Source organism: Rahnella sp. AN3-3W3, assembly GCF_003263545.1.
In the GTDB taxonomy this organism is placed as follows: Bacteria; Pseudomonadota; Gammaproteobacteria; order Enterobacterales; family Enterobacteriaceae; genus Rahnella; species Rahnella variigena.
This window is the reverse complement of sequence record NZ_JYDG01000022.1, coordinates 1-15,139: the sequence shown is the minus strand read 5'-3', so window position 1 is coordinate 15,139 and position 15,139 is coordinate 1. Positions and strand designations below refer to the sequence as shown.

The window sequence follows — 15,139 nt, the reverse complement described above, 5'->3', positions numbered from 1 at the left end:
TCATATCTCAACGAGATGAAAAAGAAACCAGAAAGCACTGCATAACGTTCTGGTTTCTTATGTTCATGCCTGATTACGCAAATCCTCAATAAACTCAGTGACTGGCACGGTTTTTTCGCGATCCCGTTGTGCCTCGTCGATCTTGTTTAACTGCTCAATTAGGATTTTTTTCATTTCAGCTTCTGCAAAGCGCGTGAGCAAATCCCTGACCATCGGCTGGTAACCAATCTGGTGATGTGCCGCGATAGTTTTCAGGTTATTGAGCAGCGACTTTTGCAGCCTGATTGAAATTGCCTGAAGTTCCATCATGTCATCGTACTCAGCGGCCTCAGACGGGGAAACCGCTTCTGCGTGTTCTTCGGATGCACCCAGTTCGCGGTTATCCCACATTTCTGCATTATCCTGAGCATCCTGGCGGGTCGTCATAATGTCTTCCTCTAAATTTGGAGCGTGACTGCCGATTTTCAAAGAGCACCTTTACTGGCGTAAATTCGCCTTTCAATTTCGTTAGGCTCGAAAGCTGATTTTAGCTGAACCGGGAGCCCGTTATAGGGTGGCACAAAGCAAATTTTAAGTGTACGGCCTCTGTTCGTTTCAGCAATAAACCACAAGGTGGGCGGCGTCGTCAGGTGCTTCTCTCGGGTATCCTTAAGGTAATTACCCTCACGGTTAGCAAAACATTCGAAGACCTCTTTCTCCACAACACTGTGCTTTACGAACAATTTCTCTTTCACTGCCGCTGAAAACTGGATTTTCATGATACATCCTGTATGAAAAACTTCATCCGTATATACCTGACATTTTAATTTATTATGTTTAATAAACAGACAGATATTGATTTTATGCAGATATGAAAACGTTCTGTATATACAAAATACGCTTTTGCTCAGGGATTGACCAGAATTCCACGTTAAAATCTCATAAAAAAATGCCCGCCGGTTTTCACCTGCGGGCATTTTTATGTCAGCGTTAACGCAATAATACGTCTTACGCTTCTTCTTCCTCATCGCGCAAAGGCACGATCAACATGTCGATGTGAACGGTGTTGATCAGCTGGCGCGCGGACGACATCAGTTTGCTCCAGAAATCCTGGTGATGGCCGCACAGCACTAAATCCACGCCATATTTATTGATGGCATCCACCAGCACCTGCGCTAAATCACCGCTGCCGCTCAGGGTTTCTGAAATCGGGTAACCGGCGTTTTGCGACAGTTCGTTCAGCGCGTGGTGCGTCTCTTCGGAAATACGTTTCTGCATGTCGCCCAGATTGACGTCGATAAGACCGGTGTACAGGTCTGAATAGTTCACATCAACGTGGATCAGGGACACCTTGGCGTTATACGGACGCGCCATGGAAACCGCTTTCTCGACTAAAACTTTGCTCTCAGGTGAGAGGTCAACAGCAATCAGTATGTGTTTGTAAGCCATAAGAAAACTCCTTCCATAAGTCGGTTAATAGCAATATCAGCATCATGCGAATGTCATGACTTCAGTATAGCGCCAAAATGGTCAGAGAAATCAAGCATACAGATCCCATTTCGAAATCCGGGCATCTATAGATAGAAATAATATGAACAGTTCGGGATTCGTTTCCTACACTCAATAATGCAGGCTTCTCCTGCTTTGGCAATCTTCTGTGGTACGAAAAGAGGGCGGGCGCAGTTTGCCCGGGGGTGTGAAATTGCGGAAAGGCAGGGCGAAACGTCGGGTATGCGCCGCTATTTTACCGGTGCATTGCGCGGTGTCAGTTCGCCTTGAGGGGGAATCATGATCAGTCCCGTTGCGCTGTTTTGGGCTTTATGTTTTGTGTGTGTCGTGAATATGCTGCGCTATTACTCTTCTTTGCGCGCATTGCTGGTGGTACTGCGGGGGTGCGATCCGCTGCTGTATCAGTACGTTGATGGCGGGGGATTCTTCACGTCGCACGGTCAGCCCAGCAAACAAATAAGACTGGTGCGTTACATTTATGCTCAGCGCTATGTTGAACATCACGATCCTGAGTTTATCCGCCGTTGTGAACGGGTCCGCGGTCAGTTTATGCTGACAACTGCACTGGTCGGATTAATTTTAATCAGTATGTTAGCGATGCTGATCTGGTATTAGCATACCCTTCGTACTTGAAGCTGCAGCGGCGTTAGCGGCTCTCGTTCACCCGAATCACTGACTTGTGTCAGCGCATCGGGATTCTCTCGCTTGCTGCCTTGCTGCAACTCCAGTTACTTTGGTTATGAATTAGGGAGGATGTGTGGAAAAGGAAACAAAAAAGGCGACCGTGCTGAGCAGGGTCGCCTTTTTAATGCCGTTCAGAAAGCTATCAGATCAGCTTCAGCGCAAGCCAGTACAGCACGCCGGAAAGGACAATCGACACTGGCAGGGTTAAGATCCACGCCATTGCAATGTTCTTCACGGTCTTCGACTGCACACCGCCGCCATCCACAATCATGGTCCCTGCCACCGCAGAAGACAGCACGTGTGTGGTGGAAACCGGCATACCCGTATAGCTGGCAACGCCGATAGAAACGGCCGCGGTCAGCTGTGCAGACAAGCCTTGTGCGTACGTCATGCCTTTCTTACCAATCTTCTCACCGATGGTGGTCGCCACGCGTTTCCAGCCAATCATGGTACCCAGTGCCAGCGCCAAAGCGACAGCAATGATGATCCAGATTGGTGCGTATTCAACGGTTTGCAGAATGTCTGTTTTCAGCTCGCCGAGGAAGCGTTTATCCGCAGGAGAGGTTTCCGGCAGCTTGGCCACTTTATCCGCAGTATCAGAAACACACATCAGCAGACGGCGCATATGGCTGCGTTCTTCCGGTGCCAGGTCGCTGTAAGACTGAAGATTGGTCAGCAGTGTTTGCGCGCGGCCGATAGCGTCAAGTGCGTGGCTGCTGTCGCAGTGGAACACTTTAGGCTCATCGGTCGGTGCGATATTGACGTCCGGTGCAGGCACCATTGGGGTCTGTGCAACCACGTGCGGCACGGCATCAACATGTTGCTGGTAATACTGGCCGAGGTGAGTCACGGCGTCGCGGGTACGGGTAATGTCGTAACCGGTCGCGTTCATATTCACCACAAAACCCGCTGGCGCCACACCAATCAGCACCAGCATGATCAGACCGATACCCTTCTGACCATCGTTAGCGCCGTGAGAGAAACTCACGCCGATAGCCGACAGAATCAGACCGGTACGTGTCCAGAATGGCGGCTTTTTCTTGCCGTCTTTCTTCTCACGTTCCGCCGGTGTCAGGTGGATACGGGCATGTTTCTTATTGCCACTCCAGTAACGGCGCAGCAGGAAAATCATGGTACCGGCGATAATCATCCCGACCAGCGGAGAGATAATCAGCGAAGCAAAAATACCAATCATTTTAGGGATGTTTAATGCATCGACCACGGAAGTGTGGGTCATTAATGCATTGGTCAGCCCTACGCCAATGATGGCGCCGATAAGGGTATGGGAACTGGACGCCGGCAAACCAAAATACCAGGTGCCGAGGTTCCAGATGATCGCCGCCAGTAACATAGAGAACACCATGGCAAGACCATGTGCGGAACCTACATTGAGCAGCAGATCGGTTGGGAGTAAATGGACGATGGCATAGGCCACGCTCAAACCACCCAGCAGAACGCCAAAGAAGTTAAATACCCCTGCCATCACGACCGCTAATTGCGAACGCATTGCCCGGGTATAGATGACGGTTGCTACTGCGTTGGCCGTATCATGGAAGCCGTTAATCGCTTCGTAGAACAGAACAAACAGTAACGCGAGAATCAACAACGAACCGGTATGAATATCCAACCCGGCAAATAGATGCAGCATAATTGTTACGCCAGTTAGTGGTCATGAACGCCGCGCATTATCTGCGAGAACAGGGTGAGGGGAAAAGGAAAATATGACATTTTTTTGACTAAAAACAGTTCAATAATCGCGTCGGTTTCAATTAAATTTTTATTTATCAAAATCTTATTCCTCCTTTGTCGCTTGAAACATTTACTTACGACGTTCAGAAAGCAAGCTGTCTGACTGGTTTAAGACGCGCCTGTCCCTTACAATTCGCGCCACTCAGTGGGCAGCACGCCCGCTCAGAAGGGGAAACCCTATCTAAAACGTAGTCGAATATTCATAAAGAGAGGCCAAAAGTGGAACAGGTTGATGTGGTCGTCATTGGTGCAGGTGCTGCAGGTATGTTCTGTGCGGCACAGGCCGGACAGGGTGGCTGCCGGGTTCTGCTGCTGGATAATGGCAAAAAAACCGGACGTAAAATCCTGATGTCGGGCGGCGGACGCTGCAACTTCACGAACCTTTACGCCGAGCCGGCGGCTTATCTTTCTGAAAATCCGCATTTCTGTAAATCTGCACTGGCGCGTTACACCCAGTGGGATTTCATCGATATGGTCAACCGTTACAATATCGCCTGGCATGAGAAAACCCTCGGCCAGCTTTTCTGTGATGACTCCGCGCAGCAGATTGTGGCGATGCTTGATAAAGAGTGCGAAGCGGGTAACGTTGATGTGCGTCTGAGAAGTGAAATCACCGACGTTCAGAAAACGGAAGAAGGCTTTGTTATCAACGTGAACGGCTCAACTGTGAGCACTCACTCACTTGTTGTTGCCAGCGGCGGACTTTCCATGCCGGGACTCGGCGCTTCGCCGTTTGGTTATCGTCTGGCGGAGCAGTTTGGCCTGAAAGTGTTGCCGACCCGTGCTGGTCTGGTGCCGTTTACCCTGCATAAGCCGCTTCTCGAACATTTACAGACGCTTTCCGGCGTTTCCGTTCCTGCGGTGCTGACCGCCGAAGACGGTACCGTATTCCGCGAAAGTATTCTGTTTACTCACCGTGGCCTTTCCGGTCCGGCTGTTTTACAGCTTTCAAGCTACTGGCAGCCTGGTGAGTTTGTAAGTGTTAACTTACTTCCTGATGTCGATCTGGCGGCGTTTTTGAATACGCAGCGTCAGGAGCATCCGAATCAGAGCCTGAAGAATACGCTGGCGATGCAGTTGCCGAAGCGTCTGGTCGAATGCTTGCAAACGCTGGGACAGCTTCCGGATGTGACGCTCAAACAGCTTAACGTGCCGCAACAGGCCGCACTGGTGGAACAGCTGCAAAACTGGCAGGTGCAGCCGAATGGCACCGAAGGTTACCGCACGGCAGAAGTGACACTCGGCGGTGTCGATACCAAAGAGTTGTCATCTAAAACGATGGCGGCGGCGAAAGTCCCCGGTTTGTATTTCATCGGCGAAGTGGTGGATGTGACCGGCTGGCTCGGCGGGTATAACTTCCAGTGGGCCTGGAGTTCGGCGTGGGCGTGTGCGCAAGATTTGGTGGCGCGGTCGTTCGCAGTGAATCAGCCCTAAATGGATATCTGAGCAGTCGGAGAATTTTCCCAGCTGCTCCTCATTTTTTCGTCTTATTAAAAGTATTTGTTAACGCCAAAATCAATTTTCTCATGCATTGCCACAAACGCAATCAGCCTGTTCGGGATGATGATTTCAATTCCACCCTCATCATCATGAGGGCCCTGATAACAAAATCCCAGCCTCCCCAGCGCGGGAATTAAGGGGCTGTTCAGTTTCATGACAGATGTTTTCATGTCCTCTGGCAGGGCATCTATAATCATTCTGGCTTTAGCAAAACCGGTAATACTTGAGTTCTCCAGTTCCGGTCCTTTACATATAAGCACTTTCATATCATGGATAAGCGTGACCGTATGCCCGTAGGGATGCTGGTAATCAACACGATATCCCGCCGCCACATTTTTAGTTTTGGCCACGTAAAATCCGGCCCAGTCAGCTTCCCTCTGAAAGGATGAGTGCAGCGTACGCATATGATCAAGCTGCTGGTATGCAGCAACTTTAAAACCGATGTGGCCTTTTCTGAGAATGCTTCTTTCAATTGTAATCATATTAATCTTCTAATAAATTGAGGGAGGTTTGAATTCACCCTATTGGAAGTGAATATATGATTACACCATAATAGCTGCCAAAAATTTAAAAGCTCCACTCCAGAATTGTATGTAGTTAAATGAAAATTGTTTTTAGTAAACTGAATTGCTCATTATTGATCGGATTTTTTGATGTCCAGTTTTACGAGTGGTGCCTCCAGGCTATAAGATATTTTACAGCAGACTCCGTCATAATTTATTTTCTATCCTTCAGCAAATGGATAATCCATTCCAGTCTCTCGTCATTTTTCGCCTTACTGTGAATATAAGCATAAATATCAATAGTATCTTCCTCCATCCAGGGGATTTCGACATTGCGCACGTTTAAGTGTACGGGGATGTGCTTGAGCAGGAATGCCGGAAAGAACATCACAGCATCACTTTTTTCAATACAGTAAAGCATATTAATCAGCGAGTTAGATCTGTAACGGATATTCCTCTGATGAGACAATCCGTACAGCTTCTCAGGAAGGTAAGCGCTGGTTTCGGCAGAGCTGAGAACGATATGCTCTTCTGCCATCCACTGCTTGTCGCTCAATTGGTTTTTTATACGGGGATGTCCTTTCCGACACAAACCCACGATCCGTGACTGAGCAATCTTTGTTGAAATGAACGAGTGGTTATGCCTGATGGCTGAGCCGATATCGATGTCGACTTCTCTTGATACCAGTGCGGTACTTCGCTGGTCTTCCAGCATGATACGGTTATTAAAGGTAAAATTTAACTCCTTGGGAAACTTTTTATTTTTTAATAACTTATCAATCAAATAATATTCAATCATCGTATTGGTTCTGATAATAACGTTAGAAATTTCAGGGGGATCCTCAGTACTTACCATCAAAGAATGGGATATTTCTTCATCAATATTTTTAAAGGAGGGATAAAGCTGGTTAGCCAGCGGCGTGGCTTTTAGTCCTTTAACAGATTTGATGAATAAGGGATCATCGTAATAATCCCTGAGTTTATTTAATGCATAGGTCAGCGTGGGCGATGATATTCCTAATGCTTGCGCGGATTTACTCATGCTTCGGGTTTCATACACCAGCACCAGCGTTTTGATGAGATTATAGTCAAATTTATTGTTCATTTTTCAGTTATTCTTCTTTTGATCAAGTACTTAGTTCAGGTGATATAAAAAATTCAAAGCACGACTTCGAAAAACCTCTATTGTGTCTTATCCCAGAGGAATGCCTAATAACACCCGTTACCGTGCTATTGAAAAGAAGGTGTAATGAAAGTCCTGACTGATAAACCAACATTTGAAAAATGGTTCGTGGAAGATTATTTGAATATTAACCATAACCCTATGAATACCTCGATTCTCACTGATGAAGAATTGGACATCGCCCTTTCTGAATCTGCGCCAGAGTCATTCCCATGTCTGGTTTTCATGGGAGCCCAGGATATTTATTCTGATGGAAATCAGTTGCGGTATATCTACAAGGACGAGTTAAGGCTAATGCAAGAATTACTGGAAGGGAAAGAATTTACTCATTAAAAGTGGAACAAAATTATTTCAAAAGGATAACCAAAATATCCAAAGCGTATAAAAGTAGTTCTTATAATTGATTTGGTGAATGTATTCGAATGCAAAGGGCACTTTACTGCGCCCTTTGCATTCTGTCTGATCAGTGAGACACCCCGCCTCAGCCCCTGCGATATCAGAACCCCCATCACTTTCACGGCAGAACCGCCTGGATGAGGTAATAGATTTGTTATTTTGTGCTCAAAATTAATCAATCCTGCCTTCTGATTTTTTTCACTTAAGAAACTAGAAAATTCCTAAGCAAAATGAGTAAAAAGAGCGAGATGTTTAGTGATCATTGAGTATTGGTGATTATTTGCCATTTTCTCCATCAAAATAATAGCGATGTAATCCATGTCAATCAGACTGGAAAAATAGTTGAAAGCAAATATAAACAGAGAATGCGACTACTTATCACTTCTGATTGGGGTTTTATGCTAAAAAAATGTTAAATGCTGGTGTTTAATTTTTAGTTGTTTGGTTTTTTACAGATTTATCTAATAAGTTTAGAAAATTCCTAAGTCCGCCCGCCAGACCCCCTCGCTATCGACATGTCAAAACAGCCTCACTAAGATTAGCCCGTGTTTAGGAGGATTAGGATTTTTCCTCAGAAAAGAATTACAACGGAAAGTACTACCAATGGAATGATAAATGAAACAAACAGTTGTTATCCACTCTGGCTATTATGAGATGCTGACGCTCTCGTCGATCCTTAATCATGTCAATTCAAAAGTTAACTTGTTTTCTTCATTGAATGAGTTCTACGAATCTGGAATTGGCATGAGCGTAGACTGCATTATTATTGAGATAAATAATAACGTAGAAAACTTCAACTCTGTGATTAAGTTCATCCGGAGAACGGGTTTTTTATACAAGCCACCGCGCGTCATTGTAATCACTAAAATTGAACAATACGACAGACTGACACGCCTGGTTGAAGAGAACATTGATATGCTCATCTCTGAACAGGAAGAGTTGACGGTGCTGAGAAAGATGCTCATTACCGGTGTTGTTGACCTTAATTATCAGATGACAATCAGCCCCTATTTAAACAGAAAGAAAAATGAAGTATTTCATCCGGCGAGAATGTGTCTGACCTCAATGGAACGCGAAGTGTTATGTGAGATTAAAAGCATGAAGACCAATTCGGGTGTAGCGCAAAAAATGGGGAAGAGCAGTAAGACGATCAGTACCCACAAGCGAAATGCCATGAAAAAATTGGGGCTTAAAAATTCGATAGATTTGTACAAGTATCTGATGCAGTGATCAGGGCGCAGATTTTCTTACCCGGATACTTCGAAAAGTCGTCTTTATAAGGCAAAAAAGCTATCGATAAACGATAGCTTTTTTTATAGATGAGATACCGAGGCCCGGCTGTCATACAGAATGATTGAGCACACGATTAAGGTAGTGAAACAGCTCTTTGGTACTTTTAAGACCGAGCTTTTTCATCGCGCTGTATTTGTAGTAATAAAGGTTAGAAATTGGAATTGCCGTGATTTTCTCAATGCTTTTCATTCGCTGGTTCTTTGACAGGCAGCGGAGCAGAATGACTTCGTTTTTACTGAGCAAATAGTCCTCAAGAAAAGGTTTGATTGAGTCGTATTTCCGTTTCAATAAGCTGTCAAAGAAGAAATATACTTTCGAGAATGAGTTCTCTTTACATACGCAAAAGTCAGCTAACTTGCTGTTAACAATGATATTATCACTGAAGATGATGACTTTGCTTTCCTGCTGTGTTTTAGATTTTAAATTATAGATGAATTTATCAATATTAAACTCGAAGCTGATCTCACCTGGTTCCAGGATATAAACGTCGAAGTTTTCAGCATGTTTATCCAGCGCATCTTCCGCACTGATATGATTGAACGTAATACCTGAAGTTGTGCGGATTAAAGAAAAGAGGTTTTTTAACCCTACATATGTCAATGTGCATGAGTCAATAAGTGCAATGCGCATCATTAATCCATTCCTTTAAATGCATCGGCTTCCGTAGAGATCATTGCGTATACCTGATAATACATCTCCGTTATTATTACCAAATAAGCTTTCCGGTATACTATCGGGTAAGAATGCAATCGTCAACGTAACCAAATATGATCATCTTATTATCAAGTAAATAAACTTTGTGAAACCCATAGTGCAACTGACTGATAATAGATGGTATTTTTTCTATTGCTGACAAAATAGATTACGTATCTAGGAATATTTTTAATTTCTTCGTTTAATACTTAAACATTCTTAAGTTAATGTACAAAAACTGACACTCATAGACACCAGAAAAGAAACCGGCTGCGACCCGCCTCACTACTAATTTAACTGATTTAACAGACGTTAAAATCGTTGTTTTGAAGATCACCTCATCAAAAAAATGCCCTTCAGATAAGGCCATGAATTTTCGTTTCATGAAACTTTCGAAAGAACATCGGATGAAATCTCTGCAAAGGTTGTCCATTTTATCTCGCAATGACGATAACCGGTTGGCTAATACTTAAGGAGGATTGTCAGATGATGTTTAATCATTATTGCGCGAGACGGCAAGATGTTTTTACATTGTATTTAAATTATTGTTAATAAAATGTTGCTTTTAATCTGTAGGTGAAAATTTGTTTTTATTCTCTCCTTTTCCATCAGATTACGGTCACGAATGCCTGTTAAAGGGGAAATAACAGGGATTTATTTGTAAGGATTTTGCAAATTATCCTAAGATATGACTGAGTTTTGTAAAGCTATCAATCAAAATGATGCCAATTTTCACTGTAAATCCGCCTTTCAGACGATCAGATTTTTCCCTTTTTTACTAAAAACAACATACTGATTTATAACATTAATCACATTCACCTAATGAATGTAAGCATTAGGATTTTTCCACCTTCGTGAATGTATTTCTGCTTACTTACGTAATTTTTGACCACTTTTTCTGCAGCGCGAAGATTGTAATAATGAGACCGGAATCACAGGAAACAGGGGGCTGGAGGACTGTGCAATGGCTGTACGAGGACGTTCTCCCTAAGGATAATGACAGGAGTGTCAGATGAAAAAGTGGTCTAAGATTATTGCCATACCGTTAAGCATTTTGGGGGTGTTACTGACATTCCCTGGCGTGGTCTTTGCAAATGTTTCAGAAAATGTCAACGAGTGGGCTAACGCACCTGCGATGAGAGGGCTTGATTCTGTTGATCTGAAATCAACTATCTTGCAGGCATTTTCTCGCAGTCCTTCGGTTACGCAGCAAGCCTATCAGCTGGGTATCGGTCAGGCGCAGATCCGGGAAGCGCAAAGTGCGTGGTATCCGCAGGTGGGTCTGACGGCGAATACCGGCAACTCAACCCAGCAGGATTTTTCTAACAGCCTGAATAATGCGGCTGCCTATGGTCTTACGCTTTCTCAGCTGGTTTATGATTTTGGCAAAACAAATGCCAATGTCAGCCAGCAGAAATCAACGCAGGAAAGCTATCGCTATAAATTACTGGCGACAATGTCTGACGTGGCCGAACAAACCGCTACCGCGTATCTGGACGTATTAAAATATCAGGACCTCACCCGCACGGTTGAGGAAAATATTCGTGCCCTGGAAGACGTCAGAAGAATGTCTTCATTACGTGCAGACGCGGGACTCAGTACCCGTTCCGATGTATTGCAGGCGCAATCACGTATTTCAGGGATGCGTTCAACGCTGAAACAATATCAGGCGAGTTTATCGGCGGCCAAAGCGCAATTAGAATCGCTGACCGGTGTGAAGGCTAAATATTATCAGCCATTTACCGCCAGTGATTTTGATAATCCGGTTGTGCCGGAGAATATCGATTATTCGAAAATTCCTACCGTTTTATTTGCACAGACACAGCAAGAATCTGCCTCTTATGAAGTCAGTAAAGCCAAATCGGATTATTTACCGACGCTGAGTTTACAGGCCAGCCGGACGCGTTACGAAACGAATAATAATCCGTACTGGAATAATCAAATCCAGTTACATGTGGATGCGCCGCTCTATCAGGGCGGGGCCGTTTCTGCACGCGTGAGTCAGGCAGAAGGACGCAAAAATATTGCTGCGACGCTCGTTGATCAGGCCAAGCTGGATATCTTGCAAAAAGCGTCAGTAGCTTATGCCAACTGGGCGGGTGCAGAAGGGCAGGTGCAGGCCAGCGCAGCACAGTTGCAGGATTCCATCCGCTCGCGCGATGTGTACAAAAGCGAATATAAACTTAACCAGCGTACGCTGAATGATTTACTCAGCGTAGAGCAGGACGTCTTCCAGGCTGAGTTTTCACAAGTCAGCGCCAAATACGACAGCTGGTATTCACTGATTAATTACACGACGGCGGTAAATAACTTATTGCCTCAGCTTGGAATTAGTCAGGGCGAGAAACAGTCGTTACCCGATCTGAAATAACCTGCAGTTAAATCAACAACAAAAATGTTTTTTAGCATTGAAACAACACCTCACATTACAGACAAGGATTAAGGACAATATCATGAGCAGAAGCATAGATATTATCTCTCGCAAAACGTCGCTGAAGAACGAATTCACTGCCCAGGGAAATACGGCACTCGCAATGAATGAATCGGGCATCGTGGTTATTCATGACTCGGTGAAAAATGTCGCCAGCTATGAACGAAGCGGTAATGACCTGATTATTCATATGCAGGATGGCTCGGTCATCCGTTGTGTAGGATATTTTGAGAATATCGGTCAGGATAATGAAAATAAACTGGTTTTCCAGGATGAAAATCAGCAACTGACCGAAATTAATTTCACCGATGCAACAGCGGCGCATGATACAGCTGCCTTTACGGTTAATGCGGTTGAAACGCCCCTCGCAGGCCTCGAACCTTTACTGCTCAGCACCACGGAAGTCAGTGTTGAATGGCCATACTTGCTGGCTGGCGTGCTGGGTGCAGGTGCCGTGGGTGCGTTGCTGGGCCACAGCGGCGGCAGTGACGAAAAAACAAAAGTCATTGATAACACGAAAGATGTCGAAGTCGCCCGTCCAACTTTCCTGGTGACGGATACGCAGGGTGACAGCCAGGGCATTCTTGCCAATCAGGCTGTGACCGATGACGTGCGTCCTACTTTCACCGGCACCGGTAATCCGGGGGCTGAAATTTCTATTGTGGATGCCAGCGGAAAAATTATCGCGACGACGCTGGTCGATGCCAGCGGACAGTGGACGGCACAGCTCGCGCCTCAGTCTGCGGGATCTCATACCTACATTGTGGTTCAGGAAAGCAATGGTTCCAGCACCAGCGCGGGTTCCATTACGCTCAACATCGTGACCGAAAAAGCGTCACTGAGTGTCGATACGCTGGCCGGAGATAACGTGCTGAATGCCGCAGAAGCGGGCGCAGATGTTTCCATGTCTGGCCAAAGCGCGAATCTGGCCGCGGGAACCACCGTGACGGTTTCCCTCAATGGTTCAAGCTGGCAGACCACCGTGGCGGCAGACGGCAGCTGGTCGGTCAATGTCCCGGCTGCGGATGCGCAGGCCCTTGCCGACGGCGTGTATACCGTTCAGGTCAGCGGCGTGGATCGCGCGGGCAATACCATTACTTCCAGCTCGACCTTAACGGTTGATACCCATCCTCCTGCGCTGGTGATTAACACTGTCGCGGGAGACGATATTCTCAATGCCGCAGAAGCAGGTCAGCCACTGACGCTCAGCGGGACGTCGGATGCCGGAGCCGGGCAGGTTGTGACGCTGCTGCTTAACGGTATCGCCTACAGCGCAACCGTTGATGCCAATGGTCACTGGTTGGTGGATGTCCCTGCTGCCCATGCGGGCGTACTCAAAGACGGAAATGTCACTGTCAGCGCCTCGGTCAGCGATACGGCGGGGAACAGCACCTCCACCACGCACGATGTACTGGTCGATACCACGGTTCCGGTCGTCACCATCAATACCATCGCCGGTGACAATATCCTCAACAGCGCAGAGCAAACTCAGGCGCAAATCGTCAGCGGCACCAGTACCGGTGGAGAAGCAGGCGACACCGTGACGCTGGTCATCAATGGTCAGACTTACACAACCACGCTGGCGGCTGATGGCTCATGGAGTGTCGGTTTACCGGCGTCCGTATTCAGTTCACTGGCGGATGGCAGTTACGAAGTCAACGTCAGCATCACTGATAAAGCGGGTAACACGGGCTCGCAGTCAACATCAGTACTGGTTGCTTCAGAAGTGCCGGAACTGGCAATTAATACCGTTGCCACCGACGACGTCATTAATGCCATTGAAAAGGGCGAAGCGCTGGAAATCAGCGGGACCAGCAACAGTACCGATGGCACGCCGGTTACCCTGACGCTGAACGGCATTACCTACACCGGAACCGTATCCGGCGGTAACTGGACGGTCACCGTTCCGGCCACCGATGTTTCAAAACTCGGCGAAGCAACCTATACCCTTTCCGCCAGCATCACTGACGCTGAAGGTAACAGCGGTTCAGCCACACACAACGTAGTTGTCGACTCCGTTCTGCCGAATGTCACCATTGCAGTCACGGCAGGCGACGACATTATTAATGCCACTGAAATTGACGCCGATCAGACCATCAGCGGCAAAGTCACCAATGCGGCGGCGGGCGATGTCGTCACTGTCACCGTGGGTGGCAATGTCTATACCACGACAGTGCAGAACGACCTGAGCTGGAGCGTCAGCGTGCCGTCCGCAGACCTGAAAGAGTTCGGCGATGGCGACCTGACAATTTCCGCCAGCGTTACTAATCAGCACGGCAACACCGGCAGCGCCGATCGCGAGATCAATATCGACGCCGGTCTGCCGGGTCTGCGCATTGATACGGTGGCTGGCGACGATATCGTCAACAGCATCGAGATCCAGCAGAACCAGATTATCAGCGGCACCAGCACCGATATCGCGGCAGGAAGTTCGGTCACCGTGACCATCAACGGCGTCGATTATCAGGCGACCGTGGGCGCGAATGGCGCGTGGTCTGCGGCGGTTCCGGCAGCGGACGTGGCGAACTGGCCAGCGGGTCAGATTGCCATAAGCGTCAGCGGCTCTGATGTCTCCGGCAACTCTGTGACCATCTCCAGTAACGTGACCGTTGATCTGAGCAGCCTCGCCATTGCGATTGATACGATTGCTGCAGACGACATCATAAACGCAGCAGAAAAAGCGGCAGACCTGACGCTGAGCGGTTCGACCCAAAACGTAGAAGCCGGTCAGACCGTGACCGTGAACTTCGCGGGCCACATCTATACCGCGACCGTGCAGGACAACGGCAGCTGGAGCGTGAAAGTTCCTGCTGCGGATATGCGCACTCTGAAAGACGGTGACGCGACAGTCAGCGTCAGCGTGACCAATGCGGCGGGCAACAGCGTGGGCGCAGCTCAGGATGTGACGGTTGATACCGTTGCTCCAGCCATCACCATCAATACCATCGCCGGTGACAATGTGCTGAACAGCGCGGAAGCGGGCGCGGATGTGGTGCTGAGCGGGACTTCAACGGCTGAAGCCGGTCAGGTGGTAACCCTCACCCTGAACGGCAAAGATTACACCGCGACCGTTGGCACCGACGGCACCTGGAGCACCTCAGTTCCGGCGGCGGACGCCTCGATGCTGACCGACGGCACGTACTCCGTGAATGCCACGGTGAAAGATGTGGCGGGCAACAGCAGCAGCGTCAGCGGTTCGGTTCTGGTGGATATCACTGC

The 15,139-nt window shown here is 47.4% G+C and carries 13 protein-coding genes; 6 read left to right on the top strand and 7 right to left on the bottom strand.

The features are described from left to right. Positions 1–63: 63 nt before the first annotated feature. The 3 genes from UC15_RS08445 to uspA form a co-directional block, all read right to left on the bottom strand. Positions 64–426, bottom strand: coding sequence for a hypothetical protein (locus UC15_RS08445; RefSeq protein WP_112288046.1), 363 nt, complete (start codon positions 424–426; stop codon positions 64–66). 38 nt (positions 427–464) lie between these two features. Continuing rightward, positions 465–758 (bottom strand): ADP-ribosyl-(dinitrogen reductase) hydrolase, encoded by a 294-nt coding sequence (locus tag UC15_RS08440; RefSeq protein WP_112288045.1) that lies wholly within the window; start codon positions 756–758, stop codon positions 465–467. A 229-nt stretch (positions 759–987) separates the two neighbouring features. Continuing rightward, on the bottom strand, positions 988–1,428 hold the full coding sequence (uspA, locus tag UC15_RS08435; RefSeq protein ID WP_014333460.1) for a universal stress protein UspA: 441 nt from the start codon (positions 1,426–1,428) through the stop codon (positions 988–990). Positions 1,429–1,767: 339 nt separating this feature from the next. Here uspA and uspB point away from each other — a divergent pair, with 339 nt between their 5' ends. After that, positions 1,768–2,103: a universal stress protein UspB gene (gene uspB, locus UC15_RS08430; protein ID WP_112288044.1), complete on the top strand. Its 336-nt coding sequence runs from the start codon at positions 1,768–1,770 to the stop codon at positions 2,101–2,103. A gap of 211 nt (positions 2,104–2,314) precedes the next feature. Here uspB and pitA read toward each other — a convergent pair whose 3' ends face one another. Beyond that, positions 2,315–3,820 carry an inorganic phosphate transporter PitA gene (gene pitA / locus UC15_RS08425; RefSeq protein WP_112288043.1) on the bottom strand — a complete coding sequence of 502 codons (1,506 nt, stop codon included), beginning with the start codon at positions 3,818–3,820 and terminating at the stop codon, positions 2,315–2,317. Positions 3,821–4,140: 320 nt separating this feature from the next. Between pitA and UC15_RS08420 the strand changes: the two genes are divergently transcribed. After that, positions 4,141–5,355, top strand: coding sequence for an NAD(P)/FAD-dependent oxidoreductase (locus UC15_RS08420; RefSeq protein WP_112288042.1), 1,215 nt, complete (start codon positions 4,141–4,143; stop codon positions 5,353–5,355). Positions 5,356–5,411: 56 nt separating this feature from the next. On the opposite strand, the gene UC15_RS08415 is transcribed toward UC15_RS08420, so the two are convergent. Beyond that, positions 5,412–5,903, bottom strand: a complete 492-nt coding sequence (locus UC15_RS08415) for a hypothetical protein (RefSeq protein WP_112288041.1) — start codon at positions 5,901–5,903, stop codon at positions 5,412–5,414. Positions 5,904–6,138: 235 nt separating this feature from the next. Then, on the bottom strand, positions 6,139–7,029 hold the full coding sequence (locus UC15_RS08410) for a LysR family transcriptional regulator (protein WP_112288040.1): 891 nt from the start codon (positions 7,027–7,029) through the stop codon (positions 6,139–6,141). 144 nt (positions 7,030–7,173) lie between these two features. On the opposite strand from UC15_RS08410, the gene UC15_RS08405 reads away from it, so the two are divergent. After that, the gene (locus tag UC15_RS08405) at positions 7,174–7,440 is read left to right on the top strand and encodes a hypothetical protein (RefSeq protein WP_112288039.1); all 267 of its coding nucleotides are present in this window, start codon (positions 7,174–7,176) and stop codon (positions 7,438–7,440) included. Between the two features lie 678 nt (positions 7,441–8,118). Beyond that, positions 8,119–8,733 (top strand): LuxR C-terminal-related transcriptional regulator, encoded by a 615-nt coding sequence (locus tag UC15_RS08400; RefSeq protein ID WP_112288038.1) that lies wholly within the window; start codon positions 8,119–8,121, stop codon positions 8,731–8,733. Positions 8,734–8,844: 111 nt separating this feature from the next. Here UC15_RS08400 and UC15_RS08395 read toward each other — a convergent pair whose 3' ends face one another. Next, on the bottom strand, positions 8,845–9,429 hold the full coding sequence (locus tag UC15_RS08395) for a hypothetical protein (RefSeq protein ID WP_112288037.1): 585 nt from the start codon (positions 9,427–9,429) through the stop codon (positions 8,845–8,847). A gap of 1,072 nt (positions 9,430–10,501) precedes the next feature. On the opposite strand from UC15_RS08395, the gene UC15_RS08390 reads away from it, so the two are divergent. Continuing rightward, positions 10,502–11,860, top strand: coding sequence for a TolC family outer membrane protein (locus UC15_RS08390; protein ID WP_112288036.1), 1,359 nt, complete (start codon positions 10,502–10,504; stop codon positions 11,858–11,860). 82 nt (positions 11,861–11,942) lie between these two features. Next, the coding region (locus UC15_RS08385) for an Ig-like domain-containing protein (protein ID WP_157960972.1) at positions 11,943–15,139 on the top strand (3,197 nt) is incomplete at its 3' end.

What these genes read in the sequence shown, in the direction of transcription:
- UC15_RS08445 (WP_112288046.1), bottom strand. Translation starts at nt 426, where the DNA reads ATGACGACCCGCCAGGATGCTCAGGATAATGCAGAAATGTGGGATAAC.
- UC15_RS08440 (WP_112288045.1), bottom strand. Translation starts at nt 758, where the DNA reads ATGAAAATCCAGTTTTCAGCGGCAGTGAAAGAGAAATTGTTCGTAAAG.
- uspA (WP_014333460.1), bottom strand. Translation starts at nt 1,428, where the DNA reads ATGGCTTACAAACACATACTGATTGCTGTTGACCTCTCACCTGAGAGC.
- uspB (WP_112288044.1), top strand. Translation starts at nt 1,768, where the DNA reads ATGATCAGTCCCGTTGCGCTGTTTTGGGCTTTATGTTTTGTGTGTGTC.
- pitA (WP_112288043.1), bottom strand. Translation starts at nt 3,820, where the DNA reads ATGCTGCATCTATTTGCCGGGTTGGATATTCATACCGGTTCGTTGTTG.
- UC15_RS08415 (WP_112288041.1), bottom strand. Translation starts at nt 5,903, where the DNA reads ATGATTACAATTGAAAGAAGCATTCTCAGAAAAGGCCACATCGGTTTT.
- UC15_RS08410 (WP_112288040.1), bottom strand. Translation starts at nt 7,029, where the DNA reads ATGAACAATAAATTTGACTATAATCTCATCAAAACGCTGGTGCTGGTG.
- UC15_RS08405 (WP_112288039.1), top strand. Translation starts at nt 7,174, where the DNA reads ATGAAAGTCCTGACTGATAAACCAACATTTGAAAAATGGTTCGTGGAA.
- UC15_RS08400 (WP_112288038.1), top strand. Translation starts at nt 8,119, where the DNA reads ATGAAACAAACAGTTGTTATCCACTCTGGCTATTATGAGATGCTGACG.
- UC15_RS08395 (WP_112288037.1), bottom strand. Translation starts at nt 9,429, where the DNA reads ATGATGCGCATTGCACTTATTGACTCATGCACATTGACATATGTAGGG.
- UC15_RS08390 (WP_112288036.1), top strand. Translation starts at nt 10,502, where the DNA reads ATGAAAAAGTGGTCTAAGATTATTGCCATACCGTTAAGCATTTTGGGG.